Source organism: Aureimonas sp. Leaf454, assembly GCF_001424685.1.
Taxonomy (GTDB): domain Bacteria; phylum Pseudomonadota; class Alphaproteobacteria; order Rhizobiales; family Rhizobiaceae; genus Plantimonas.
Genome location: NZ_LMQT01000022.1, coordinates 23,684 through 49,046, shown reverse-complemented (window position 1 = coordinate 49,046; position 25,363 = coordinate 23,684). Strand labels below are relative to the sequence as shown.

Annotated in this window: 26 protein-coding genes; 10 read left to right on the top strand and 16 right to left on the bottom strand. The window is 66.3% G+C overall.

Annotated elements, in window-relative coordinates; genetic code table 11:
* The first annotated feature begins 459 nt into the window (after positions 1–459).
* The gene (locus ASG43_RS22925) at positions 460–1,926 is read left to right on the top strand and encodes a hypothetical protein (protein WP_156386755.1); all 1,467 of its coding nucleotides are present in this window, start codon (positions 460–462) and stop codon (positions 1,924–1,926) included.
* 216 nt (positions 1,927–2,142) lie between these two features.
* Here ASG43_RS22925 and ASG43_RS23625 read toward each other — a convergent pair whose 3' ends face one another.
* Genes ASG43_RS23625 through uvrB form a run of 3 tightly spaced genes read right to left on the bottom strand, consistent with a single transcriptional unit; the run spans position 2,143 to position 5,761 of the window.
* Positions 2,143–2,397 (bottom strand): hypothetical protein, encoded by a 255-nt coding sequence (locus tag ASG43_RS23625; protein ID WP_056507565.1) that lies wholly within the window; start codon positions 2,395–2,397, stop codon positions 2,143–2,145.
* On the bottom strand, positions 2,394–2,594 hold the full coding sequence (locus tag ASG43_RS16695; protein ID WP_056507564.1) for a hypothetical protein: 201 nt from the start codon (positions 2,592–2,594) through the stop codon (positions 2,394–2,396). Before ASG43_RS16695 ends, ASG43_RS23625 begins: the two co-directional genes overlap by 4 nt.
* 56 nt (positions 2,595–2,650) lie before the next feature.
* Complete coding sequence (gene uvrB / locus ASG43_RS16690; protein ID WP_056507562.1) at positions 2,651–5,761, bottom strand: excinuclease ABC subunit UvrB; 3,111 nt, start codon at positions 5,759–5,761, stop codon at positions 2,651–2,653.
* Positions 5,762–6,071: 310 nt separating this feature from the next.
* Here uvrB and ASG43_RS16685 point away from each other — a divergent pair, with 310 nt between their 5' ends.
* Positions 6,072–6,605 (top strand): DUF1097 domain-containing protein, encoded by a 534-nt coding sequence (locus tag ASG43_RS16685; protein ID WP_056507560.1) that lies wholly within the window; start codon positions 6,072–6,074, stop codon positions 6,603–6,605.
* 102 nt (positions 6,606–6,707) lie between these two features.
* On the opposite strand, the gene ASG43_RS16680 is transcribed toward ASG43_RS16685, so the two are convergent.
* From ASG43_RS16680 to ASG43_RS16670, 3 genes are all read right to left on the bottom strand, one after another.
* Positions 6,708–7,292 (bottom strand): protein-tyrosine phosphatase family protein, encoded by a 585-nt coding sequence (locus ASG43_RS16680; RefSeq protein ID WP_056507558.1) that lies wholly within the window; start codon positions 7,290–7,292, stop codon positions 6,708–6,710.
* A gap of 54 nt (positions 7,293–7,346) precedes the next feature.
* Complete coding sequence (locus ASG43_RS16675; protein ID WP_056507556.1) at positions 7,347–8,306, bottom strand: LysM peptidoglycan-binding domain-containing protein; 960 nt, start codon at positions 8,304–8,306, stop codon at positions 7,347–7,349.
* Between the two features lie 235 nt (positions 8,307–8,541).
* Complete coding sequence (locus ASG43_RS16670) at positions 8,542–8,814, bottom strand: hypothetical protein (protein ID WP_156386753.1); 273 nt, start codon at positions 8,812–8,814, stop codon at positions 8,542–8,544.
* A 163-nt stretch (positions 8,815–8,977) separates the two neighbouring features.
* On the opposite strand from ASG43_RS16670, the gene ASG43_RS16665 reads away from it, so the two are divergent.
* The gene (locus tag ASG43_RS16665) at positions 8,978–9,310 is read left to right on the top strand and encodes a hypothetical protein (RefSeq protein ID WP_156386752.1); all 333 of its coding nucleotides are present in this window, start codon (positions 8,978–8,980) and stop codon (positions 9,308–9,310) included.
* 42 nt (positions 9,311–9,352) lie between these two features.
* On the opposite strand, the gene ASG43_RS16660 is transcribed toward ASG43_RS16665, so the two are convergent.
* The 3 genes from ASG43_RS16660 to ASG43_RS16650 form a co-directional block, all read right to left on the bottom strand.
* On the bottom strand, positions 9,353–9,649 hold the full coding sequence (locus ASG43_RS16660) for a hypothetical protein (protein ID WP_056507549.1): 297 nt from the start codon (positions 9,647–9,649) through the stop codon (positions 9,353–9,355).
* Positions 9,650–9,984: 335 nt separating this feature from the next.
* Positions 9,985–10,458: a hypothetical protein gene (locus tag ASG43_RS16655; RefSeq protein ID WP_056507547.1), complete on the bottom strand. Its 474-nt coding sequence runs from the start codon at positions 10,456–10,458 to the stop codon at positions 9,985–9,987.
* The gene (locus tag ASG43_RS16650) at positions 10,458–11,378 is read right to left on the bottom strand and encodes a vanadium-dependent haloperoxidase (RefSeq protein WP_056507545.1); all 921 of its coding nucleotides are present in this window, start codon (positions 11,376–11,378) and stop codon (positions 10,458–10,460) included. Before ASG43_RS16650 ends, ASG43_RS16655 begins: the two co-directional genes overlap by 1 nt.
* Positions 11,379–11,661: 283 nt before the next feature.
* Here ASG43_RS16650 and ASG43_RS23620 point away from each other — a divergent pair, with 283 nt between their 5' ends.
* The 3 genes from ASG43_RS23620 (at position 11,662) to ASG43_RS16635 (ending at position 14,333) form a co-directional block, all read left to right on the top strand.
* Positions 11,662–12,153, top strand: coding sequence for a hypothetical protein (locus ASG43_RS23620; protein WP_156386751.1), 492 nt, complete (start codon positions 11,662–11,664; stop codon positions 12,151–12,153).
* A gap of 260 nt (positions 12,154–12,413) precedes the next feature.
* A complete protein-coding gene (locus ASG43_RS16640) occupies positions 12,414–13,733 on the top strand; it encodes an extensin family protein (protein WP_244488137.1) in 1,320 nt (439 codons plus the stop codon).
* Between the two features lie 111 nt (positions 13,734–13,844).
* Positions 13,845–14,333 (top strand): hypothetical protein, encoded by a 489-nt coding sequence (locus ASG43_RS16635; RefSeq protein WP_056507540.1) that lies wholly within the window; start codon positions 13,845–13,847, stop codon positions 14,331–14,333.
* A 57-nt stretch (positions 14,334–14,390) separates the two neighbouring features.
* On the opposite strand, the gene ASG43_RS16630 is transcribed toward ASG43_RS16635, so the two are convergent.
* From ASG43_RS16630 to ASG43_RS16620, 3 genes are all read right to left on the bottom strand, one after another.
* Positions 14,391–14,804, bottom strand: a complete 414-nt coding sequence (locus tag ASG43_RS16630) for an acyl-CoA thioesterase (protein WP_056507538.1) — start codon at positions 14,802–14,804, stop codon at positions 14,391–14,393.
* Positions 14,801–15,763, bottom strand: a complete 963-nt coding sequence (locus ASG43_RS16625) for a DMT family transporter (protein WP_056507537.1) — start codon at positions 15,761–15,763, stop codon at positions 14,801–14,803. The genes ASG43_RS16630 and ASG43_RS16625 overlap by 4 nt, the downstream gene beginning before the upstream one ends.
* 133 nt (positions 15,764–15,896) lie before the next feature.
* Positions 15,897–16,514, bottom strand: a complete 618-nt coding sequence (locus ASG43_RS16620) for a glutathione S-transferase family protein (RefSeq protein ID WP_056507867.1) — start codon at positions 16,512–16,514, stop codon at positions 15,897–15,899.
* A gap of 225 nt (positions 16,515–16,739) precedes the next feature.
* Here ASG43_RS16620 and ASG43_RS16615 point away from each other — a divergent pair, with 225 nt between their 5' ends.
* The 4 genes from ASG43_RS16615 (at position 16,740) to ASG43_RS23765 (ending at position 19,311) form a co-directional block, all read left to right on the top strand.
* Entirely contained in the window at positions 16,740–17,945 is a 1,206-nt protein-coding gene (locus tag ASG43_RS16615) for a pyridoxal phosphate-dependent aminotransferase (RefSeq protein WP_056507535.1), read from the top strand.
* 14 nt (positions 17,946–17,959) lie between these two features.
* Positions 17,960–18,631, top strand: coding sequence for a glutathione S-transferase N-terminal domain-containing protein (locus ASG43_RS16610; protein WP_056507533.1), 672 nt, complete (start codon positions 17,960–17,962; stop codon positions 18,629–18,631).
* A gap of 169 nt (positions 18,632–18,800) precedes the next feature.
* On the top strand, positions 18,801–19,103 hold the full coding sequence (locus tag ASG43_RS16605; protein WP_056507531.1) for a BrnT family toxin: 303 nt from the start codon (positions 18,801–18,803) through the stop codon (positions 19,101–19,103).
* Positions 18,985–19,311 carry a BrnA antitoxin family protein gene (locus tag ASG43_RS23765; RefSeq protein ID WP_348271088.1) on the top strand — a complete coding sequence of 109 codons (327 nt, stop codon included), beginning with the start codon at positions 18,985–18,987 and terminating at the stop codon, positions 19,309–19,311. Before ASG43_RS16605 ends, ASG43_RS23765 begins: the two co-directional genes overlap by 119 nt.
* 33 nt (positions 19,312–19,344) lie before the next feature.
* On the opposite strand, the gene ASG43_RS16600 is transcribed toward ASG43_RS23765, so the two are convergent.
* The 4 genes from ASG43_RS16600 to mprF all read right to left on the bottom strand — a co-directional run bounded on the left by ASG43_RS16600 (position 19,345) and on the right by mprF (position 25,303).
* Positions 19,345–19,842 (bottom strand): GNAT family N-acetyltransferase, encoded by a 498-nt coding sequence (locus ASG43_RS16600; protein ID WP_056507529.1) that lies wholly within the window; start codon positions 19,840–19,842, stop codon positions 19,345–19,347.
* Positions 19,843–20,228: 386 nt separating this feature from the next.
* Positions 20,229–21,125: a LysR family transcriptional regulator gene (locus ASG43_RS16595; protein ID WP_056507527.1), complete on the bottom strand. Its 897-nt coding sequence runs from the start codon at positions 21,123–21,125 to the stop codon at positions 20,229–20,231.
* A gap of 150 nt (positions 21,126–21,275) precedes the next feature.
* Positions 21,276–22,679 (bottom strand): AcvB/VirJ family lysyl-phosphatidylglycerol hydrolase, encoded by a 1,404-nt coding sequence (locus ASG43_RS16590; RefSeq protein ID WP_056507525.1) that lies wholly within the window; start codon positions 22,677–22,679, stop codon positions 21,276–21,278.
* Positions 22,676–25,303, bottom strand: a complete 2,628-nt coding sequence (gene mprF, locus ASG43_RS16585) for a bifunctional lysylphosphatidylglycerol flippase/synthetase MprF (RefSeq protein WP_082490999.1) — start codon at positions 25,301–25,303, stop codon at positions 22,676–22,678. Before mprF ends, ASG43_RS16590 begins: the two co-directional genes overlap by 4 nt.
* Positions 25,304–25,363 lie beyond the last annotated feature (60 nt).

Sequence of the window (25,363 nt, the reverse complement as noted above, 5' to 3'; positions counted from 1 at the left end):
ACCAAAAGGTGTGGACTGGGCCGGTCGCGTGTATTAACTTGGCCCTTCCGCTGCTACAGTCGTGCATCGAAGAAGCAACACGATTTTTCGAGCGAGGTTCCTAAAATTTTCTGAGCGGAATCAACATAAAGCTGAATTAGATATACCGAGTGGGTATATCTAGAAATGTTTTGTTTCTTACTTGCCGGCAAAATCAAATATAAATAATTGACTGTAGATAAATCTGGCTAATAGAACTCATTTTTTTCATAGAGGTTTGGTAAAAATGCAGAGTGTATAATAGCAAAAAATTTTCTTGCAATAGAAGAAATCGAGGGGCAGGGTAATCGTAAGGCTATACCCGTTTTTTAGGAGGCAACATTGTGCAGAGGTGCCTCAAGAATGATCGTATAGCATGTTTATCTAGCGCAAAATGTGCGAAAAACTCGATATTCAAACAGAAGAGAGGAGTCCAGAAAAATGAAAAAACAAGAGGATGAGTTTTATCTTTGCATTTACAAAGAGAACGGCAATTTTATAGGGCACGTCGTATCCAATGAAGGTGAATTTCCTTCAAAACTCAAGGTAGTCCCTGAAAAATCCGAAAGAGTCAGAGAGCGAAGAAGGCAGGAAGAGCTAGACAGCAAAGCGTTCACAAATCCGAGCGATATCGATAAGATATTCTCTCAATTTGTCAACTCTATGGTTGGATACATGGAAATTCTTCCCATGATATCCTCGCTTGTTCCAAACATGTCATCGTTTTCAACGATGAAAGGAGTAATCGGATTCGCAAAGAAATGTGGCGAAAAAGTTGAGACATGCGAAGATTATGATCTGTTTATTATAAAAGACGATTCTAAGCATGCGTTCTTCAAGATGATGCAGAAAATTTCGATTTCATCGATGGTAGGTCGGCAAATCCCAAAAATGCTAATTATAGGCATCGTCAGTAGTTATGAGCATCACTTTTCTCTAGTTATACGGGAAATTTTCAAGAAAAATCCAGAAAAAATTGAGTCTTCAAGAAAAGAATTTACGGTTCAAGAGGTCTTTAAGTCTTCGTCTCTTGATGAATTTAGAGAAAGCATTCTTGAGAGGGAGGTTGACAGTATCATTCGAGAGAGTTTCGTGGAGCAAATCAGCTGGATTGAGAGAACTCTAACAATCCAGCCGCCTATCGGTTCCAAACACAACGGATGGGATGAGCTCGTAGAAATATTCGAGAGGCGAAATATATATGCACATGCAAACGGTATTGTAAACAGTCAGTATTTACGGCGGTCGTCTGCAGCCAAGGTGAAATATGGCGCCGTGAAAGGTGAGGAACTGACTGCTGATGGTCGCTACATTGGTGCTTCGATTGAGGCCATATGCGAGTTTGGGGTCAAGCTTATCCAAATTGCTTGGAGGAAAATCGAGAAGGATCAAGAGACGGTTGCGAGTCAGAGGCTTGGTGAGTTTTGCTACAATTTAATTTGTCAAGGAAAGTACACATTAGCAATCCGCCTACTTGAATTTGCAACCTCATTAAGAGACCTGTCGAGCGAGCAGCGAAAACGAATCAACTTAGTCAATTTAGCAAATGCTTATAAGTTGACAGGAGATAACGATAAAGCTCTTGAGATTATAAATTCCGTGGACTGGAACTTTGCAAATTACGAATTCCAGATTTCAGTTGCGGCAATTAAGGGTAACGACTCGCAAGTCATCTCGCTGATGGAAAAGGTTTCCCAATCAGAAAACTTTGAGTCGAAAAATTTTGAAGAGTGGCCTTTATTTGCTGGCTTACGAGAGGACACAGCTTTTAAGTCGGAGTTTGAAAGAATCTATAGTCGTCCAATGAATATTCCTTCAAAGAAGAAAGTCTCTATATTCGACGTTTCGGACTCTCAAATATCATCATCTAAGAAAATCGGATCAAAAGAGAATAGCGATACTCAGTAAAGTCTTGTCTTTTCGGGGACTTAGTATTTGATATTTTATGCCCAATGTTTCGTCCGATTTACCTTGCCGGGGTCTTGGTGCGCTCAATGCCAATTCGTTCTCCGTAGATGGATTTCGCGCTGTTGGGGCCTTGGCGGGCTTGATGGGGAGGTGGCCCGATTGGCCGCCTTCGAGGTGCAGCCGTCGATCATCTCGTCCCGCAGATTCCCTTCCCCATCATCGAATCAACCGGTCATAATCCGCATGGCTCCCGATCCAGAACCAAATCATCCGACCCTCATCTTCGACGCCGAGCGCCCGATAGGCAAGGCCGACGCGAGCGGACCAGAAGCGTCCGACCCGTTTGAAATGCAGGGACGGATGATGCGGGTCGGTCTTCAGAAGTTGGAAGTTTCGGTCGGCCAAGGCTCGGATGCCTTGGGGTAGGCCATCGTAAGCCGTCCAGAAGCTTTGCGTCGCATGATGGATCAAAGCGGCTTCGCGCGGCCGGCGCGAAATTCGCGCAGCGCTTCGTCGGCGAGGGGAGCGAGACGGCCGGACGTTGCGTCGGCTTCGATGCGCTCGTCGAAGCGGGCCGCGTCGTGTCGCGCGAACCAGGCGCGGAAGCGGGCGAGGTCTTCGGGCGACAGGCTGGCGACATCCTGTTCGATTCTGTCGAGGCGGGTCATCAGGGTGGCTCCGTGCCGATCTGCATCCGCATCATGCCTCGGCGGGGACGGGTTTGCTACCGCCCCGGCCTCCCCGTCTTCCCCGTCCGTCGCCCCTTCCGTTTGACCTCGCCGGGGTCCTCGTAGCTGCCGATGCCGATCTTCTCGCGGCGGACGGGCTTGGCGTCGTCGGACTTGGCGGCGGGGAGGGTGGGCTTGGTGGGGAGCTGGCCGTCGTGCCTCGGCTTTTCCGTGCGGCCGACGGTCATCTCGTCCAGCGAGTTCTTGCGGAAATAGCCGTCGCCGGCCCGGGCGGGGCGGTTCGGCGTGGGGAGGTCGGTGCCGGGGCCCATGTCGTCGAGGGAGGGCTTGGCGAAGAGGCCGGGGCCCGTGGACGGAGCCGCGTCGGATTCGCCCTTGAGGCGGGCGGCGAGGGGTTCGCCGTTCGGGCCGAAGACGGGGTTGGCGCGGTTGCCGAGGGTGGGGGGGAGGCCGGGGTTCGGCGTGCCGCGCGCCTTCAAGGGCTCGCCGTTGGGGCCGAAGCGGGCGTCGGCGGCGGGGGTGTCGCGGCGGGCGCGCTTGCCGTGCTTGGAGCGGCCGGTGATGGGGGAGAGGGTCGCCTCCTCGAAGGCGGCGGCGTCGGAGAGCGTGTCGCTGGGGCCGGCGGCACCGGCCTCCCCGCCCATTTCGAGCTCCTTGGCCTGGAGCTTCTTGATCTCGTCGCGCAGGCGCGCGGCGCGCTCGAAGTCGAGATCGGCGGCGGAATCGCGCATCTGCTTGGTCAGCGCATCGAGATGGGCCTTGAGATTGGCGCCGACCATCACGCCTTCGGGCGCCAGCGGGCCGGTCGGCACGCGGACGTGGTCCTTCTCGTAATAGCTGTCGAGAATATCGGCGATATGGGCCTTCACGCTCTGCGGCGTGATGCCGTTGGCGGCGTTGAAGGCCTCCTGCTTCTCGCGGCGGCGGTTGGTCTCGGCGATGGCGCGCTCCATCGAGCCGGTCGTGCGGTCGGCATAGAGGATCACCTTGCCGTCGACATTGCGCGCGGCGCGGCCGATGGTCTGGATGAGGGAGGTCTCCGAGCGAAGGAACCCTTCCTTGTCCGCGTCGAGAATGGCCACGAGGCCGCATTCCGGGATGTCGAGACCTTCGCGCAGGAGGTTGATGCCGACGAGCACGTCGAACGTGCCGAGGCGGAGATCCCGGATGATCTCGATGCGCTCCAGCGTCTCGATGTCCGAATGCATGTAGCGCACGCGGATGCCCTGCTCGTGGAAATACTCGGTGAGATCCTCGGCCATGCGCTTGGTCAGCACCGTGCAGAGGACGCGGTAGCCCTTGTCCACCGTTTCGCGGATCTCGCCGAGGAGATCGTCGACCTGGCTGCGCGCGGGGCGGATCTCGACCTGGGGATCGATGAGGCCGGTCGGGCGGATGACCTGCTCGGCGAAGACGCCGCCGGCCTCCTCCATCTCCCAGGGGCCGGGCGTGGCCGAGACCGCGACCGTCTGCGGGCGCATCGCGTTCCACTCCTCGAAGCGCAAGGGTCGGTTGTCCATGCAGGAGGGCAGGCGGAAGCCGTATTCGGCCAGCGTCGCCTTGCGGCGAAAGTCGCCCCGGTACATCGCGCCGATCTGCGGAATGGTGACGTGGCTCTCGTCGATGAAGACCAGCGCGTTGTCCGGCATGTATTCGAAGAGCGTCGGGGGCGGGTGGCCGGGCAGGCGGCCCGTGAGATAGCGCGAATAGTTCTCGATGCCGTTGCAGGCCCCGGTCGCCTCGATCATCTCGACGTCGAAGCCGACGCGCTGCTCCAGCCGCTGGGCTTCGAGAAGACGTCCGGCGCGGGTGAGCTCTTCGAGGCGCTGGCGCAGCTCCGCCTTGATCGACTTCACCGCCTGCTGGAGGGTCGGGCGCGGGGTCACGTAGTGCGAGTTCGCGTAGATCTTCACCGACTTCAGGTCGTCGGTCTTGGCGCCGGTCAGCGGGTCGAATTCGTGGATCGCGTCGATCTCGTCGCCGAAGAGCGAGATGCGCCAGGCGCGGTCCTCGAGGTGGGCGGGGAAGATCTCGATCGTGTCGCCCCGGACGCGGAACGAGCCGCGCACGAAGTCCATGTCGCGGCGCTTGTATTGCTGGGCGACGAGATCGGCGAGGAGCTGGCGCTGGTCGAGCCGGTCGCCGACGGCCATCTGGAAGGTCATCGCCGTATACGTCTCGACCGAGCCGATGCCGTAGATGCAGGACACGGAGGCGACGATGATGACGTCGTCGCGCTCGAGCAGCGCGCGCGTCGCTGCGTGGCGCATGCGGTCGATCTGCTCGTTGATCGAGGACTCCTTCTCGATGAACGTGTCGGAGCGCGGCACGTAGGCTTCCGGCTGGTAATAGTCGTAGTAGGAGACGAAATACTCCACCGCGTTGTCCGGGAAGAAGTTCTTGAACTCCCCGTAGAGCTGGGCGGCGAGCGTCTTGTTCGGGGCCAGAATCAGCGCGGGCCGCTGCGTCTGCTCGATGACCTGCGCGACCGTGAAGGTCTTGCCGGAGCCGGTGACGCCGAGAAGGACCTGCGTCTGGTCCTGGTCCTGGATGCCGGAGACGAGGTCGGCGATGGCGGTGGGCTGGTCGCCGGCGGGGGCGAAGTCGGACTTGATCGTGAAGCGGATGCCGCCTTCCGACTTGTCCGGCCGGGCCGGGCGGTGCGGCAGCCAGATCTTGCCATCCTTGAGGAGCGGATTGCCCTCGGTGATCAGCTTGGTCAGCGCGTCGACCGTCGCGGTGACGCCGCCCTCCGGCAGGAAGGCCGCGTCCTCCAGCGACACGTCCATGCCGGCCACGGGATTGAGCCCGGCGGCGGCGCGCTTCTTGGGATCCGTCGTGCCGCCCATGGAGGTGCCGCGCGACGACTTGAGGTTCTTCTCGCTCGGCTTCTTCGGCTTGGGGCGGGGCTTTTCGGGGGCGGCCTGCGTCTGCGCCTCGACGGTGCCGCGCGCGGCGGCCTGTTCGGCCTCGACCTCGGCCTGGCTGGCGATCGCATCGGCCCAGCCGGACAGGGGGCCGCTGAGCGGCGCGCCCTCGAAGGCGGCTTGCGGACTTTCGCCGAAGCCGGGTTCCAGGCGTTCTGAAGCATCGGCGAAGTCGAGGATCGGCGAGCGCTTGGGAGAGGTCTTCGAGGTCTTGGCCATGACGGGAATATGGGCGATGCCCGGGGATTCGAGAAGGGGAGACGGACGGATCCGGCGCGCGCCGGCGCCATCCGCCCATGCCTCAGAGGAAGATGTGCATTGCGGTCGATGTGTTGCGGTGCGGCCAAATACAACTTAAGGACAGCAATAAAAAAGTTAAATCAGGGGCGTCCAACTTTGCCATCTGGTCACGAAGACTTTATTCTGTATAGAATTCGACGCCTCAAAACGAAGAAGAGAGCACGCGGGCGCTGATCCGCGGGCCCAAGGACGCTTGTCCGCAAACGAGGCCAATCTGGGAGGAACGACCATGCCAATTCTCACCGCTCTCGCCATCAGCATCGGAGGTCTCGGCGGGCTGGCGACCTGGGCCTTCGTCGGCCCCGCCGCCGGGCTTTCGCTGCAGATCTGGGCCGCCTTCGTCGCCTGGGCCGCGTTCTATCATTCCGGCGGGACCGTCGCCGCCGTGAAGACCAACATCCCCGCGCATATTCTCGGCGCTTTCGTCGGCTGGGCGGCGCTCGTCGGCACGACGAGCCTCGCCGGCTCGCTCGGCGTTCCCGTCGCCGCCGGCATCTGCGTCGGCATCGGCGCGGCGATCATGGTGCTCGCGGCGAACATGCCGATCTTCGCTTCGATCCCCTCGACCGTCTACGGCTTCGCCTGTGTCGCGGCCTATGCGCTGCTCGCGAACAAGCTGGGAACGCTGATGTCGGCGACGCTCGTCGACAACCCGTTCCTCAACATCGCGGTGTCGATGACCGTGGGTTCGCTCCTGGGCTACCTGTCGCAGACGGTCGGACTGGCGCTCGCGGCCAAGCCTGCGCGGGCCGCCTCGGCCTGACGCCTCACGCAAGACGCCCCGGCCGCGGCTTCTCCCGCGTCCGGGACGCAAATCCCGGCCCGACGGTCCGCGACGTCGCGGGCTCGAAAAAGCCGCGCCTCGTCAGGCGGAGAGGCCCATCTCGACCTCGCGCCCGCGCCTCAGCTCGCGCATCCAGCCTGCGATGTGCGGGGCGGCGGTGATCTGGAGCGCGTAGTGGCGGCGCAGTTCGTCGACGAGGCGTCCGTTGCGGCCGAGCCGCTCGTCGGCCATGGCCACCATCACCGAATTCGGCCAGGCCCGCGGACGGATCTGGCGCAGCCGCTCGAAGAGCTCGGCCTCGCCGGCTTCCGCGTCGCCGAGGGCCATCAGCGTCAGCATGGCGGCGGTGGAGCGCGACACGCCCATGTGGCAGTGGACGAGGAGATGACCCGACGCGCCGGCCTCGGCCTCGGCGTCGATCTCGGCCCCGAAGCGCAGGATCGCGTCGACATGCTCGGGCGCGGGCATGATCTGGCCGGGCAGGGGATCGATGATGTCGTGGAAGTGCAGCGTCGTGCGCCGGTGCTCGCCATAGGCGCCGAAGGCGGACAGTTCGGGATGGCCGGGATCGAGGATCGACAGGACGTGCGTCACCCCGGCCTCGCCGTGCTGCGGCAGTTCCTCGATGCCGCAGATGGTGCGGGTCGAAACGGCGAGGGTCTTCATGGACGTCTCCGTGATGCGCCCGCCGCGACGCCGTCGCGGCGGGTCGAAAAAAGGTCAGCGGTCGGCGTCGATCCGCTCGACCTCGATCGTGGTGCCCTGCTGGCAGGTGGACATGTCGGCGATGCGGCCGGTCACCGTGACGGCGTCGCCGGGGCGAAATCCGCCGAGACGTCCGCTGAGGGTGAAGAGATCGCCGTCCTCCGAGCGCAGGGCCGGGCATTCGACGCCCTCCCGCGTGAGGAGGCCCGACACCGTGACGCCGCGACGCCCCGGACGGGCGCCGCCATCGCGGCCGGACACGCGGAAGCTCGCATCCGCGATCGGCCGGCCACGGGGATCCACGACCTCGACGCGCCAGCGCTCGCCGCCGCGCGCGCGCACGGGAACCTCGATCTCGATCGTGGCCGCGCCGTCGCGGCCGGCGCGGCCCTGGCGCTGCGTGATGGCGCGTCCGCCGTCCGGTCCGGCGCGGACCGTCACCGGGGCGCGGGGCGGCAGCCCCTCGATGTCGACGGTCGCGATCTCGCCGGGCTCGACGGACCGCTCGCGCACGCTCACCTCGACATCCCCGAGCAAGGGACCGCCGCGGTCGCGACCGCTCGCCCCGAGGCGGATCTCGCGGCCGGGCACGAGATCGCGCTCGCGCAGGCCCGGATTGGCGTCCAGAAGCGCATCGACCGACACGCCGAGGGCGCGAGCGACCGTGGCCAGATTGTCGCCGCGACGTATGACGTAGACGTCGACCGGGCCGCGCGAGGGCATCGGGCGTCGTGCATCGGAAAGGGGAATGGTCACCGGGGCCCCGATCCGAAGAAGGTCCCAGTCGATCTGCGGATTGGCGCGGCGAAGCGCTTCGGGCGAGACGTCGCAGGCGCGCGCGATGCCCACCAGCGTGTCGCCGCGCAGGATGCGGTATCCCGGTCCGCAGTCCTGCGACTGGGCGAAAGCGGAGGACGGGACAGCGGCGAGGCCGAGCACGACGACGATCCCCCAAAGGTCCGAACGGTACGACATGCGCGAGCCTTCCTCATCTTCCGCGTTGCGCCGACGGTTTAAACCGAGAAGGCGATCGACCGGAAGGGTCCGATGACCCCATGGGCGATCCCGGCGCGAAAAAGAGGCAGGAACGGGCGCTGTCCAAGGCGACCAGAGGCCGCCATATCGACGCGCCGCTCCGGGTCGATCGACGCGAAGCGACGCGACGTGGAAGGCCGGCGCGTCGCGCGGCGAAAGCCGGGCCCGGGACGCTTCAGGCGAAGGAGCGTCCCGCGCGCAGACGCGCGAAGGAGCCGGCCGAGAGAAGGCGCGGCGTGGCGGTGGCGTGCGGTCGACGCGGCCCGCGTTCGACGATCACGCTGTCCTCGAAGGCGAGGGAACCGAAGCCCACCTCCTCGTTGAAGACGCCGTGCGGCATCTCCTCGAAAGGGTCGACCGGCTGGTGGATCTGAAGATCGCCATCGGGACGATCAACCGCGGCGGATCCTTCGCCGGCCTGGTGAACGGGAGATGCTGCTCGACGCATGGTGAAGCGCTCCTCGGCGGTGTTCAATACGTAGATTCAACATGTTCAGCTGACTATTGGTTCCCCGCGCAAGCCTCCCGCAAGCCCCGGGGCGTAAGGTTGGGACAATCCAAAGACAGGTGCGGTTGCTTGTCCAGCCGCGTCACAACATGGCGGGTTTGACATGAACGGACGACCGATCGCCAACGAAGCGCCGTGCCCCGTGCCTCTGGAGATGCTCAGCCTTCTCCTGCGGGCCGACGCGGCGAACACCGAGACCATCGCGATGAGCCTGCCGGTTCCGCAGCGCGCCGCCCTGGCGGCCTTCTGCTACAACCGGCGGCACCTGCGCGACCTCGCCTTTCGTCTGGCTCTCCACTGCGACGACCGCTCCCTTGTGCGGGCTGCCGGCACCGTCGGCATCGTGCTCTACGAACAGTCCCGCGATCCCGCGGGGCAGGAGGACGACCAGCCGCGCCATCGCACGAAGGGCATCTCGCTCGCCCGCCGCGCCTGAATCCGGCTGACGACGGCGGGCGACGTGCGGCTGTCGGTCCGGTCACCAGCGCCGGTAATTGTTCGAGCGGCGGTAGATTCCGTCGCCATTGTCGCGGCCTCGCCCGCCGGCTTCGCCGCCGCGACGCTCCCGGCGCTCCCGGATCCGTTCCTCCGCCCGGTCCCGTCGCTCGCGTCGCGTCGCGTCGGGACGGCGTTCTCCGTCCTGGCGTTGTTCGAAGAGGGGCATCCGGCGATCCTGGCCACGGCCGCCGCCCTGTCCGTTTCCCTGGCCCTGCGCCATGGTCGGGCCCGCGACGAGAAGCATCGCCACGATCACCGCGATCCGCTTGAGCCTCATCTGGCCGATCCTTCGAACAACAGCCCCATGGAGGCCGAACCTTCGACCCGCCGCGGGGTTCCCGCAAGGGGCGGCCCATCCCGGCTTCGTGTCGGGTGAAGGGCCGAGCGGACGCGAACCGGAGCGGATGCCGAGCCAAGGCAACCGCCTTGGGTCGTCGTCGCCATCAAGGGACGCTCGCCCGGCGGGCTGCGCGACACGAGGTCGGGCCACCGGCGACGACGCTCATCGCCGCTGGCCCCCTGTCGCGGCCCCATGTCGCGGCCCCCTGTCGCGGCCCATGGTCGGAAGACGCGGCGGAGGAATGTTCGACGGCCTCTGCAGGCCTCGACTCGTTAGGTCACCTCGACGGCATCGAACACCCAGCCGCGGCAGGTCGATGGCCCTTCGTCCGTGCCCCAGGCCTGCAGGGTCCAGGGCGAGGTTTCGTCGTTCTCGGTGCGGCGCTTGAGAATGGCGCCGTGCGCATGGGTCTGAAGAACCGGAAAGGGCCTGAAGTCGGTCTGTCCGGGCGGAAGATCGCCGAGAAGGTCGAACACGCGTTCCGTGCCCGATGCCGTGCGCAGCCTACCCCGGATCCGGCTGTTCTCGGGGAGGAGAAGCGCGAGCGCGTTCGCCGGTCTGCGGTCGAACAGGCTCCCGGCCGAGAAGGGCGACGGGCCGAAGACCAGAGTGTCGGCGATCTCGAGCGCCTTTCCCGAAACGGTGACGAGGATGAACTCCTCCCCAACCGATTCCGCAGGCGTTCTCGATGTCTCGCATTCGGAGAAGCTGATCTGGTTCAGCATGAGGATCCGCAGGTCCGTCATCACGAAGCCTCCGCCGCCGTGGCCGATGCCGCATCCGCGGCCGGCGAGGCCGGAATCACCGGAACGGGCAGCGCCGATGCCGGGCCGCGTTGCTGCACGGCCATCTCGTCGATGATGCGCAGCCCGATCCTCGTGCCTTCGACGGCGTCCATCCGCCAGTGGACGCCGAGGTAGAGGCGGCTTACCGCATTCTCGTGGACGGCTTGGGCGAGGGTCAGTCCCCGGCGATGCAGGGGACGAACCGAACCGTCGGGATCGCAGCTGACGCCGTCGAACTCGTCGGAGACGAAGTCGAAGCTTGCGTCGGATGGATATCCGAAGGCTTCGAGCACCCGGCGCGCCGCTTCGAAGCAGCTGGCGCCGAAGGTCGCGTGCCCCGAGGGATAGGCGGGGAAGGGCGGGGTCCGGTTCACCGTGCCGAGGCCGTTCGGCGAGGTCTTGCTGTTCGTCTGGGGAGCTCCGAGCGGCCGCCAGACGGGATCGCCCCGCTGGACGGTGTCAGTGGTCGGAGTTTGAAGCCATGCCTCGATGGCGGCATAGCTCGAGCCCGGCGAAGGCATGGCCGCGGCGCCGAGCGTCGGCGCCGAAACCGCCGGCTTGCGGCCGGCCGGTCCACGGTCCGGGCCGAAGCCGACATCCGCCTCCCGGATGACGGTGACGGGCCGCCCGACATGGTAGGTGTATTTCTCCCGCCAGGCCGCGATGCCGGCATCGGCCATCGCCATGTTCGCGAGCGCGAAGAGGACGGCGTTCTCGGCGGGCGCCAGCGGGCCGGCCTGGAGCGAGATCTCGCGCAGGCACTGGTTGTAGAGCCGGGGCGGAACGCCGATGTCGCGCGCGCCGTCATAGCCCCAGAAGATGCCGATCAGCGTCTGCTCGGCCGTGCGCGTCACGCCGGGCGATCGCTGATCGGCCCCCACCTTCAGGACCTCTTCGAGCTCGGCGGTCCAGGCCGCGCCGGCGTTGAGATAGTCTCCGATGGCCGTCCGCCCCTGGGGCGGCTGGAACCAGGTGGTGATGACGTCGCTCGGATAGCCGCCGAACGGCGTGACCTCGCCCCAGAAGGGGCCGAGGGCCGGCTGGACCGTTCTCCCCGCGAAGGGGTCCTGGCGAAAGGCTCCGTTGATGCCGCGCTCGCGATAGGCCGGATTTCGCGATGTTCCGTCGCGCCTGTCGGACTTGTCGTTCGCGCGGGCAATCGAGATGGAGCCGCCCGACGATCGCGCCGAATTCGAGACCGCCCTTCAGGCTGGCCAGGCTGGTCCCCTGCTGGAGATGGGACAGTTCGAACTCCTTCAGCGCGGGGTCGACGGTCCGGCCGCCGAAGAGGTGCTGGATCGTCACCGACGCGGCCCCGGCAACGGCGGCATCCGCGAAGGCCGCGTCGAGGGAGGCCGGAACCGGCGGTGCCGGCAGGTTCGGCAGATAGGGGCTGACCGTCCGGCCGCCGACCGCGATCGGCTTCACCGCATGGAAGGCGTCGAAGATCGCGAGGTGGACGATCGCGAGCGCGCGCGAGGTGCGGGTCGGCCCGCCCTGCTGGGGTTCGAGGCTCTGCCGGTCCATCGCCGTGCCAGCCTCGTCGTCGCCGAAGGCGTCGTCGAACGTGTAATCCCGGCGATGCGCTTCGAGCGCGACGGAATTCCAGTAGAGAACGGGATCAAGAGCCAAGTCCAAACCCTCCAAGGTTGCTGAAATGTTTTAAATGCAATCTGAGGTTATAAACGCGTCAGGCCTTTGGCAAGGCGCGTTTTCGCCTTTTTCCGTCAGCCCGTCCGGTGGTCCGCAAGGCAGCAGCGATCGGGATCGGGATGCTTGGACCGGAGCCGCCGGCACGGCCGGCGTTCCTCCAGCCCATGGTGCCGGGTTCGCGTCGCCCTGTCAGAAGCTCTTAACCATCCTCGTCTAGGGTCTCGATCATCCGCTCGCGTTTCGCGGATGAGGAGAGCCATCCGATGGTGTTTTCGAGTCGTGGATGGCGCCTGACCTTGCCCGCCGCCGCGTGTATGGCGGTGGCGGGCATCTTCTCGGCCGATGCGATGGACACCGGCGGGACAGCGCCCGTGGCGGTCCTGCCGAACGGCGCGAAGCTGATGTGGGGCGGGCCCGTGCCCCAGGCGCCGCAGCCGGGCAAGGCCTCCGTCTACGTGCCGAGCCCGTCGGCCTATGCGCCGGCCGAACCGAGCTACCAGCCCCCGATGGAACCCGATCTCGATCCGTCCGCTCTCGGCGATGGACTCTCGGACGGCGTCGAGGGCGTCGAGCCGCTGCCGGTTTCGGTCGCGCCGGCCGCGATGGGCGCGGATGCCGAGATCGAGATCGCGCCCGAGGCCGAACCGGAGCCGGAGGACGGCGACGGCCATGTGAAGCTCTACACGCCGAAGGTGCTGGGCAAGGCCGAGACCGGCGAGGATGCCGCGGGCGCCCTGCCGCCGGTCGAGGAAGCGTCCCTGGCTCCGCTCGGGGCGGCGAGGGACGTGCCGGACGACGCGCGGCCGGCAAAGGATGGTCTCTTAGAACAGCCGGGCGAAGATCCCTGGGCCGGACTGACCGACGTGACGCCGGGCGCGAGCGCGCCGCCGCGCCGCGCCGCTCCCGAACGCCTGGAGCGCCGCGCGCGGCCGAGCTTCGCCGAACTCCAGCGGATGGCGCCGCCCCGCCGCATGACCAGCCCGACCGATCTGCCCGGACGCGGCGCGCTGGAGGATGATACGCCAAGCGGCTACGAGCCGATGCCCGTGGCCGAGACGATGTGCCGACGCGAGCTCGCCAAGCTCGGCGTTCGCTTCACCGACGCCAGTTCCATCCGCCGGAGCCGGAGCTGCGGCATCGATCATCCCGTGAAGATCACCGAGATCGCCTCGGGCGTCGCCATGCGCCCCGCCGCCACGCTGAACTGCGCGGCCGCGCTGCGCGTCGCGGAATGGATGCGCGACGAGGTGCAGCCGGCCGCGCGCTGGAAGCTCCTGAAGCGCCCGACGGCCGTGATCAACGCCTCGTCCTACCGCTGCTCGCGGATCGCGGGATCGCGCTCGATCAGCGAGCATGCCAGCGGCAACGCGCTGGACGTCGCCGGCTTCAAGTTCGCGGACGGATCGGTGATGCCGGTGGAGAAGAAGGGCTTCTTCGACTTCCGCGAGAAGGCGTTCCAGGGCGCGGTGCGCAAGAGCGCCTGCGAGTATTTCGGGACGGTGCTCGGACCCGGCTACAACCGGGCCCATGCCGATCATCTCCATCTCGATGCCAAGCAGCGCCGCAACACCGTGTGCAAGTGATCTTAATGGGGTGCAAGTGATCGTGATGGGCGGCAGCCGGGAACGGGTGGGCGCAAGGCGGGGTTGAGAGGGCGACCGCATCAGTCCGATGCGCTAGAGCTGGACCTCGTCATGACCCTGCGCCTTGCCTTCACCGCGGCGATCCTCGCCGTTTCGACCGGGACCGTCCTCGCCCAGACGCCGCCGCCGCCGCCGCCGGGGGACTCGCCCGCCATGCAGGGCGATATGCCGTCGCCGCCGCCGCCGCCGCCGCCGGGCGGCAAGATGGAGCGCGAAAGGGCGGCGGGCGACAAGGGACCGCGCGGCGGGCCGCACGGCCGGGGGCCGGGCGGGCGCGACGGCGCGAGCTTCCACCTGATGTTCGGCGACCGGATGGTCGTCGTGGAATGCGGGATGGAGGGGATCGCCCCGTGCATCGAGGCGAGCCGTCCGTTGATCGACATCGTCGGCACGTCGAACGGGGGGCCCGCCGCGAGGCCGCCGGCCGCGGCGATGGTTCCGCCGCCCGCGCCCGGCGATCTCATGACGCCGCCCGTTCCGAACGACGCGCCGATGCCGGTTCCCGGCGCGGATGCGCCGCCGCCGGCGCCCGCGAACTGACGACGCCGATGCGATGGGCGGTCCCGAGCGGCCGCCCCTCGTCTTGCGAGCCTGCCGTCAGATCTCGGCCGGCACGGCGACCGGCTCGCCCGCGGCGTCGAGCGCGACCATGACGAAGACGCCTTCGGTGACCTTGACCTGGTTCTGCGTCTGGTAGCGCTGCGCCCAGGCCTCGATGAGGACGGTGATCGACGTGCGCCCGACCCGCTGGATCGAGGTGTAGACGGAGAGCGTGTCGCCGATCTTCACCGGCTTGCGGAAGACCAGCGTGTTGATCGCCACCGTCGCGACGCGGCTGCGCGAGCGGTCCGCGGCGCAGATCGCCGCGGCGAGATCCATCTGCGAGACGACCCAGCCGCCGAAGATGTCGCCGGCCGCGTTGGCGTCGGCGGGCATGGCGAGAAGACGCATGGTGAGCTCGCCCTTGGGGCCGTCGTCTCCGCTGTCGCTCAGGGGGCCGGTGTCGCTCATGGAGAAGGCCTTTGGTTCGGGAAAGCGGAGGCTTCGAGCCCCGTCGCCTCGGCAGAGGCCGCGGCATGCCTGGAGGAAGGCCCGCCGCGTCGTCCCATCTGGGGCACGATCTCGACGGCGATCATCGCCGCGAAGATCAGCGCGCAGCCGAGGAAGCCGATCGGCGGAATGCGTTCGCCGAGCAGAAGCGCGCCGAAGAGCGCGGCGAAGAGCGCCTCCGAGGACAGGAAGATCGCAGCCTGCGGGGCGGTCGTGTAGCGCTGGGCGAGGATCTGGAGGGTGAAGGCGAATCCAGCCGACACGACGCCGCCATAGACCGTCTGCGGCCAGACCGCCTGGAACTGGACGAGGGTCGGGCTCTCCAGCGCGACCATGCCGACCGCCGCCAGGAGCGAGACGGTGGCGAACTGCAGACAGCTCAGCGTGAGCGGCCGGCCCGACGATGCCACGAAGCGGCCGATGAGCAAGATCTGCAAGGCGAAGCCGGCGGCCGCCGCGATGGTCAGCCCATCGCCGACGCCGATCCGCGCGAGCGAGCCGCCGCCGGTGAGGAGAATGCCGAACAGCGCCAGCGCGGCGGCCGGCCAGATCACCCAATGGGGAACGCTGCGCAGGACGAGAAAGCCGAAGATCGGCGTCAACACGACGTAGAGGCCGGTGAGAAAGCCGGAATTGGTCACCGTCGTGTGGAGGATCCCGACCTGCTGCAGCATCGAGCCGAGGAAGAGCATTACGCCGATCGCAGCGAAGCCGCCGAGCTCGGAGCCCGAAAGCCGGCGCGGCGCACGGCGCCCCTCCCAGATCGCGAAGGGCAGGAGCGTCAGCGCCGCGAGGAGGAAGCGTCCGGCCGTGTAGGACCAGGGGCCGAGGTCGGACATGGCGCTGGACTGCGCGACGAACCCCATCCCCCAGACGGCGCCGGCCAGAAGGAGAAGGAGATTGGCGGACAGGCGGGACATGGACGGGACCTTCGCATGCGGGTCGCTTCGTCTAACAGGGCTGAGCCGGTGAATGAAGGCGGCGACCCCGGCATCGCGCGACCCCTCGCACGCAGACGGGACGCGGGGACGCCCTGCGGCCGGCGGCGAAGCTTCATCCCTCCGGCAGCCACGACATCGGCCGGAAGCCGGGGAGTTCGACGATCCGCGTCAGCCAGGCCGTGACGGCGGGAAGGGCGTCGAGATCGAAGCCGCCCTCGTCGGCGACATGCGTGTAGGCGAAGAGGGCGATGTCGGCGAGGCTGGGCGTCTCTCCGACGAAGAAGCGCCGCGTCTCCAGATGCGCCTCCATCACGGCGAGGGCCGAGGTTCCCCTCTGGAGCGCCACCTCCAGTCGCTCCGGCGTCGCGCTCGCCCGGCGCTCGGGATAGACGAGAAGCGAGCGGCGTCCCGCGACGTGCATCTCGTGGCCGTTCTGCTCGAAGAACATCCACTGGAGCATCTGGGACTTTTCGAACGGATCGGCCGGCACGAAGGGCGTGGTCTCTCCGAGATGCCAGAGGATGGCGTCCGACTCGGCCAGGCGCCGTCCGTCCTCGAGTTCGAGAAGCGGGACCTGCCCGACGGGGTTCATGGCGAGAAAGTCCGGCCGCTTCGTGCCGCCGTCGAGCATCGACACCTCGACATGCCGGAACGCGATGCCGGCGAGGGCGCAGAGAAGGCGCGGCTTGTAGCAGTTGCCGCTGTCCTGCATGCCGTAGATCGTGATCATCGGGGCGTTCCGCTCGTCTCGTCGCTGCGTCGCGCCGAGCGTGGCCCGCCGCAGGCTTTGCGTCCACGCAAAAACCTTCATCGCAGGCATCAGCTTTATTGATGATCCCGGGCGGTCCCGCGTCTTGCAAGCCGGGGGGGCGGGGCCTAGTGTCCGCCCGCTTTTCGCCGGGCCCGATGCGACCGCCCGGCTCCCGCCTTCAAGCCTGTTCCGGAGCATGATCGAATGGCCTTCCTCGCCGACATCCTCGACCGCGTGAAGCCCTCGGCGACGATCGCCGTCAGCCAGAAGGCGCGCGAGCTGAAGGCGGCCGGCCGCGACGTGATCGGGCTCGGCGCCGGCGAGCCGGACTTCGACACGCCCGACAACATCAAGGCCGCGGCCATCGACGCGATCCGGCGCGGCGAGACCAAGTACACGCCGGTTTCCGGCATTCCGCAGCTGCGCGAGGCGATCGCGAAGAAGTTCAAGCGCGAGAACAATCTCGACTATTCCGCCGCGCAGACCATCGTCGGCACGGGGGGCAAGCAGGTGCTCTTCAACGCCTTCATGGCGACGATGAATCCCGGCGACGAGGTCGTGATTCCCGCACCCTACTGGGTCAGCTATCCCGAGATGGTCGCCATCTGCGGCGGCACGCCCGTCTTCATCGAGGCCGGGATCGAGAGCGACTTCAAGCTGACGCCGGAGGCGCTGGAGCGCGCGATCACGCCGCGCACCAAGTGGTTCCTCTTCAACTCGCCCTCCAACCCCTCGGGCGCGGCCTACACGCGCGACGAGCTGAAGGGACTGACGGACGTCCTGATGCGGCATCCGCACGTGTGGGTGATGACGGACGACATGTACGAGCACCTCGTCTACGGCGACTTCACCTTCACGACGCCGGCCGAGATCGAGCCCGGCCTCTACGACCGCACGCTGACGATCAACGGCGTCTCCAAGGCCTATGCGATGACCGGCTGGCGCATCGGCTATGCCGGCGGCCCGCTGCCGCTGATCAAGGCGATGGACATGATCCAGGGCCAGCAGACGTCCGGCGCCTGCTCCATTGCGCAATGGGCGGCCGTCGAGGCGCTGAACGGCACGCAGGACTTCATCCCGAAGAACCGCCAGATCTTCGAGGGAAGGCGCGATCTCGTCGTTTCCATGCTGAACCAGGCGACCGGCATCAAGTGCCCGACGCCCGAAGGCGCGTTCTACGTCTATCCCTCCTGCGAGGGCCTGATCGGCAAGACGACGAAGAGCGGCAAGCGCATCCTGACCGACGCGGACTTCGTGTCGGAGCTTCTGGAGCAGGAAGGCGTCGCGGTCGTGCAGGGCTCGGCCTTTGGCCTTGGCCCGAACTTCCGCATCTCCTACGCGACGTCGGAAGCGCTGCTCGAGGACGCCTGCTCGCGCATCCAGCGCTTCTGCGCCAGCCTCGACGCCTGACCGGGAGCGGAGCCATGGCGGACGGAACGCTCTTCATCGGCACGCGGCGCTACTCCTCGTGGAGCCTGCGCGGCTGGCTCGCGGTGCAGCTGGCGGGTCTCGACGTCGCCGTCGAGACGATCCCGCTTGCGGGCGGGGCCACGGCCGAGGTCAAGGCGAAGACGCCCGCCGGCTTCGTGCCCTATCTGGAACATGACGGCGCGCGGGTCTGGGACAGTCTCGCCATCGCCGAATATTGCGCGGAGATCGCGCCGGCGCTCTGGCCGGCCGACCGCGTCCACCGCGCGCTCCTGCGCAGCGCCTCGGCCGAGATGCATTCGGGCTTTTCCGCGCTGCGCCGCAGCTTCCCCTGCATCATGGGATCGATCGCGCCGCTGTCGGCACGCGACGCCAACGCCAACGACGAGGCCAGCGCCGACATCGCTCGCATCTGCGCCCTTTGGGCGGAACTGCTCGCCGCGAGCGCCGGCCCGTTCCTGCACGGCGCGGAGATGGGCGTCGCCGACGCCATGTTCGCGCCCGTCGCGACGCGCATGCGCACCTGGAGCCTGGAGGTTCCGGCGGCAGCGCAAGGCTACGTCGCGGCGGTCCACGACCATCCGCTGATGAAGCGCTGGTTCGCCGAGGCCGAAGCTGAGCCGGCGGACTGGCGGCGGGAGCATTACGAGGTTCGGTTGCGGGCGTGAGGGGCATCGGCGAGGAGCGGTCCTCGTCTCAGATCGAAGGATATCGATCGGGAAAGGCGATTCGTGCCGTTGCTTGATGTCGTGTACACTTTTCGTGTATATGCTGTAAGAGCGGTCTGCTGCGAAAACGACCCGATTTTGCGAGAGCTTGTCTCAAAGGGCTCACGAGATGGAGTTCGAATGGGACGAGACCAAGCGATTGAAGGTCATCGCCGAACGCAGGGTCGATATTCTGTACGCGGCGGGCATCTTCGAGGGCGTCGTGCTCACGCGCGTTGACGATCGCAACGACTATGGCGAAGAGCGCCTGATATCGCTGGGGCTCGTCGGGGACGAGTGTTTCGTCGTCGTGCATGTGTCGAGAAACGATACCGTACGCCTCATCACGGCATGGAAGGGAGGTCGCAATGACCGCGCCATCTATCAGGCGGGCATCGCTCGAGGAGATCAAGGCGAAGAGGGAAGCGGGTGAACTGTTTCACGATCCGTCGGCGGCACCGCAGGACAGTCTCGGTCCGCACTTTTGGGCTGCGGCCATGTCGTCTTCTCCGAAGAAGCCCACGAAATCCGTGCATCTGAAGCTCGATCCCGATGTCTTCGAATTCTTCAAGCTGCAGGGCAAAGGACATCTGACGAAGATGCAGGACGTGCTGAAGGCCTATGTCAACGCTCATCGATGAGGGCTGCGGCGTGACCGTTCCACGCCGTCGACCTCATAGCACTCGCGCATACATGAAGCAGTCTCTCGGCGTATCCGAGATGCTGGGATGGACGACGTAGCGGGCGAGACGTCCTTCGCGGATCATCCCGGCCTTCTCCATGACGCGTGCGGACGCGAGATGGTCGACGTCGCAGAAGGCCTCCGCTCGATAGATGGCCGGGTGCGCCAAAGCGCGCTCGACGAGCCACCCAAGGATCTCGCTCGCGCATCCCTTGCCCCACGCTCGGCTGGCGAGGACGTATCCATCATTCACCTTGAAGCCGCCGGCATGCGCACGGAACATTCCGACGAGGTCGGCAGGGTCGGAGTGAGAAAAGACGACCAGCGGGAAGCCGCGGCTGGTGGTCCATTCCTCGGTGACCTTGTTGAGGAACAGCGTCGTCTCCGACCGGTCCTTATGCGGGATCCAGCCGAGGTGTCGCGTCACGGCGTGATCTGCCGCGTAGCTTTCGAAGATTGCGCCGGCGTCACCGAGCGTTGCTCTGCGCAAACGAAAGCGGCGGGTCTCGAACGCTTCCCCGGCATCCGCATCGCCGCACCCAAAAGAAAAAAGCCGAGTTCAAAAGAACCCGGCTTGAAAGTGCGCCCTTACAGGCAATCCCTTGGGAGGAAACGGTCGGGAGCGCTTCGGTGGGAGGAGGTGCCGTCCCGCTGCCTGACTGCCTGGAAGTTAACAGGATATGAACGGCTGACCATCCAGCGGGTTGCATGGCTGCCATGCGCACAGCGCATAAATTGTGAGCCGGCAAGCGGACTGCCCGTTTGCTCCGCATCTGAAATCGTCTGGATAGACCGCCGCGCGGCGTGCTCCGCAACGGTGTCTTCCTGAGGCGCAGCCGGTGCCCGGTCGTTCGAAGTTCCCTCGGGAGGCGGGCTTCAGAAGGACCAGGTGCGGGCCTTGGAGATGAGGAAGTCCCTGAAAACCTTCAGCTTGGCGGCGTTGCGGAGCTGTTCGGGGTAGCAGAGATAGGTGTCGAAGGTCGGCATCTCCATCTCGGGCAGGACCTGGACGAGCTTCGACTGCTTGTCGATCATGTAGTCCGGAAGGAGGCCGACGCCGATGCCGCGCTCGATCGCCGACTTGATCGACATGAGATTGTTGATCTGGAGGATCGTCTGGCGCGTCTGCCCGTCGGGCAGGCCCACCGTTTCCAGCGTGTTGAGATTGCGCAGATAGGGCGGGGCGGGTTCGCCGAAGGTGATCAGCCGATGCTGGTCGAGATCGCCGATCGTCTCGGGCGTTCCGAAGCGCGCGAGATAGGACGGCGCGGCATAGACGTGGAGATGGACCGTGAAGAGGCGGCGCTGGATGAGGTCCGGCTGCTGCGGCTGGCGCAGACGGATCGCGGCATCCGCCTTGCGCATGGTGAGGTCGATCTCCTCGTTGTCGAAGACCAGCTGCAGTTCCAGCTCGGGATAGAGCTCGAGGAACTCCTTGGCGCGTTCGGTCAGCCAGCCGGAGCCGAGGCCGACGGTGGTCGTGACGCGCAGCTTGCCGGTCGGCTTCTCCCGCGTCTCGGTCAGCTGGGCCCGCACCATTTCGAGGCGCTTCAGGACGTCGGCGGCCGTCTGGAAGAGGAGTTCGCCCTGCTCGGACAGGACCAGCCCGCGCGCATGGCGATGGAAGAGCGGCGCGCCGATCTCCTGCTCCAGCGAGGCGACCTGCCGGGAGATCGCGGACTGGCTGAGGTTGAGGACGTCGGCTGCATGGGTGAAGGAGCCAGCTTCGGCCGCTGCGTGAAAGATGCGCAGCTTGTCCCAGTCGAGTGCCATCCGTCCGTCCCCGGTGGTCGATCCGTCCGCAGCGTCGTTGCGCGGACCGAACGTCGTGCGATCGCCCTGCCTTCAGCGTAGATCGCATTCGTGGCGCGGGATCAAGGCGTTCCCGCATGCGGCTGCGCTTTCCGCGACAAGGCCACGCGATCAGGGCTTGGATGCGGCCGAAGCGGGATCGAGGCGTGTCTTCAGGCCGGCGATGATGCGGTGGGCGAGGGCCGCGTAGTCCCCGTCGAAGTGGTGGCCGCCGGTCGTGGCCACCACCTCGATCCCCGTCGTTTTCAGCGAGGCGCAGGCGCTGTCCTCGTCGTCGGTGCCGTAGAAGCACTGGACCAGTCGGGGCTCGATCTTGGCGAGCTCGCGCGTGTTCGTGTCGTCGTCGCTCGAGCCGACGCCGAGCCAGCCCGCCACGGAAATCTGGAAGGTCGCGCTGTCGGACAGAGCGAGGAGGGACAGTTCCGCGACCTTGGCGCGGTCGGCCGGCTTCAGGAGGTTGTAGGCCGTCGGCAGCACGTCGGCGCCGAAGGAATAGCCGACGAGCACGACATGCTTCACGCCCCAGCGCTTGGTGAAGAGCTCGACGATCCGCGAGAGGTCGGCCGCGACCGTCTCCGGCGTCTTTGCCGACCAGAAGTAGCGCAGCGAATCGACGCCGACGGTGGGCAGGCCCTCCGCCTGGAAGACGTCGCCGATGTCCTTGTCGAGATCGCGCCAGCCGCCGTCGCCGGAATAGACGATGGCCATCGTGTCCATCGTCGGCTTTGTTTCGAGAACCGTCAGCGGCAGGCCGAGTTCGTCTTCCGCGGGCGTCAGAATGGCCGATGCCAGCGCCGCGGCGAGGGCTTGCGCGCCCGTGTCGGAGGAGTCCTCGACGGCGATGTCGTCATGGGCGGCGACGAGATCGGCGACATGGGCGCGCATCGCATCGTCGGCAGCGGAGGTGAACGTGACCTCCACCGGGTTCGGCAGTGCGCCGTCGGTGAGGCCGTAGACGGTGAGGTCGCCGTTCCTGGCGCGGGTCGCGGGCGTGCAGAGATCCTTCGAAAGCGCGATGCCGCGGGCGGGATCGACGGCGACGGTGCGCCCGATCGTGGCGTTCGGCGTCTGCGCGGCGATCGACAGCGCCATGGCGCCGCCGGCGCCCAAGCCGGCGACGATCGGCAGATGGTAGAGGCCGTCGCCACCGGCGCGCTGGATCTCCTGGCTGGCCGCCTCGATGTCGGAGACGGTGTAGACGCAGTCGCCGCCGTCTTCCGGCATCCGTTCCAGTCGGGCCAGATAGCTCGGAAGGTCGATGCCGAGGACGAGGACGCCGTCGGCGGTCAAGCTCCTCGACAACGCGTCCTCCGCCGCGCCCCAGCCCGCGGCGTCGGACAGGAGGACGACGAAGGCCTTGGCCGGACCGGAGGGTCTGGCGATCCGCGGGGCGGGGATCGACCCCATGTCGGGCGCGGGCGGAGCTTCGTCCTGCGCACCCGCCGGCGAGAGCGCGAGCGCCAGGACGGCGAGGGCGGTTGCGAGAATGCGTCGCGTCTTGCGGCTGGCCGTCATCGTTGCACCACGCCCTTCAGACCGCCGGAGATGAGGAGGGTCACGTCCATCAGGGCGAGCGCGGGGCTGATGCCGCCGGCCGTCGTCATGTAGCGCGGGCTCCATTGCGGGTGGAACTTCGACTTGAAGGCCCGAAGGCCCTTGAAGTTGTAGAAGCGCTCGCCGTGCTCGAAGACGGTCGTCCCGACGCGATCCCAGATCGGCGCGACCTTGCGGCCCGACATGCCGGACAAGGGGGCCATGCCCATGTTGAAGCGCTGGTAGCCGTCCGCCTTGAGTTGCTCGATGAGGAAGACGAAGAGCGCGTCCATCGCCCCGTTCGGCGCGTCGGGATGGAAGCGCATGAGGTCGATGGAGGCTTCCGACCGGGTTTCGGTGACCATCAGATTGGCGAAGGCGACGATGCGGCCCTCGCGGCGCAGGACCGCGACCGGCTGGGCGAGGAGATAGGCCTCCTCGAAGGCGCCGAGCGAGAAGCCTTTCTCGCTGGCCTTGTGGCGGTCGAGCCAGTGATCCGAAACCGCAACGAGCTCCGGCAGGATGGCGGGCACCCCGGCTTTCGCGATCAGTTCGAAGGCGAGGCCGTCGCGCGCCGCGCGCGCCTTGGCCTGACGCAGCCCCGCCCGCTTGCCGCCGGCGAGGTCGAAGCGCGCGAGGTCGATCGAGGCGAGCTCGCCGAGTCGGAAGGCCTGCATGCCGGCGTCGGCGTAAAGCGAGAGGGCCTGCGGCGAGACCTGATAGAACACCGCGCGGCAACCGGCGCCGCGCGCCATCTCGATGAAGCGCCAGACGAGCTCGGGCCACGCTTCGCGGGGGCCGATCGGATCGAAGAGCGCGATCATCGAGCGGTTCTTGCGCCCGTACATGACGAAGGCGCGCCCGTCCTCGGAAAAGAGAAGGCTCTTGTCGCCCATCCGAACGAGATTGCCGTCGGCCTCGTCCTGGGCGGCGACGATCGCCTCGGCCTTGGCGAGCATCTCCGGCGTCGGGGGAAGGACGCGGCCGATCGCGGGACGGACGAGGCTCCAGACGGCGACGACGCTCGACAGGATGACGACGCCGAGCAGCGCGCGCAGCGAGCGGGGAGCCTCCGATTCGAACTCGAACTGCCACCAGAGATCGTGTGCGTAGGCGACGTCGCGATAGACGAAGAGCAGCACCGCGCAGGCCCCGACGCAGATCGTCGCGATGGCGACGAGCCAGGGCGGCGTCAGCACCTGACGGAAGATGGAGGCCGGCCGGTTGAACTCGCGGCGCGAGGCGACGAGCATGAGGGCGAGGAGCGACAGCAGCGTCGCCTCGGTGAAGGCGGCGGCCTGGAGGAGCGTCATCACCACGGCGAGGATCGTCGCGGCGAGCGTGCCGGCGAAGGCGCCGTCGAGGCGCTGGGCGAGGCCACGCGCCATCACGACCATGGCGAGACCGACGAGGCTGGCCAGGAAGTGGGAGCCCTCTATCAGCGCGAGGGGCACATAGTCCGACACGATGTCGAGACGGGCGGCGGGCGTCGGCGTGACGCTGGACAGGATCAGCATCGTGCCGAGCACGAAGGAGAAGGCCGAGAGGACGGCCGGCGCGAGGCGCCCGCCCGCGGCCTTGAGGTCGAGCCCGACGCGGCTTTTCACGGCGCCCCGGATCTCGGTCAGCGACACGAAGATCGCCGCGCCGAGCAGCGGCAGGAGATAGTAGACGACGCGGTAGAGCACGAGCGCGCCGAGGATCTGGTCGACCTCGACCGTTCCGCCGAGCGTCGCGATCATCACCGTCTCGAAGACGCCGAGCCCGGCGGGGACATGGCTGAGGACGCCGATGCCCAGAGCCACGGAATAGACGCAGAGAAAGGTCAGGAAATCGATCGCGCCGGACGGCAGCAGCACGTAAAGGACGGCCGCCGAGGCGGTGATGTCGACGAAGGTCGCCGCGACCTGGCGCAGCACGGTCTGGCGCGAGGGAAGCCGCAGTCCGAACCGGCCGACGCTGACCGTGCGTCCGCCGAGCGCGAAGAGCACGAGCAACGGGACGAGGCCGAGCGCCGCGGCGAGCCGGAGCACCGTCGGCGAAATCGACAGGAGCGGCGCGACCGTCTCGGCGTCGACGAGAATGCCGAGCGAGCCGACGATCAGCAGTCCCAGGCCGAAGGCGACCGTGACGAAGGCGATGACCTTGGCGATCTCCTCCGGGCCGAGGCCGAGACGCGAATAGCCCCGGAAGCGGATCGCGCCGCCGCTGAGCGGCCCGAAGCCGGCCGTGTTGCCGACCGCATAGGCGCAGAGCGCCGTCGGCGCGACGCTCGAGATGCGAAGCCGCCGTCCGACATAGGACAAGGCGCCGAAATCGTAGACGATCAGGCCGAGAAAGGAGACGAGCGTGAAGACGACCGCGAGCCCGATGGAGGCCCAGCTCGTCGCGTCGAAGGCCGCGACCACCTCGGCATAGCGCACCTCGCGCGTCATCTTCACGAGCGCATAGGCGGCGATGCCGAGAACCGCCAGCGCCGCGAGGACGCCGAGAAGATGTCGATGGGCCGACAGGATTGCGAAGAGGCGCGACAGCGCGCTCGGCGGGCCCGGTGCCTCCGCCGCGTCGGGCGTTGGATCGGAGGCTTTGGGCGCGGCGACGTCCATGATCAGATCCCTGGGAAGTCCGGCATTCGCAGCCTGGGCCGCTCGACCCGACGGTGGCGC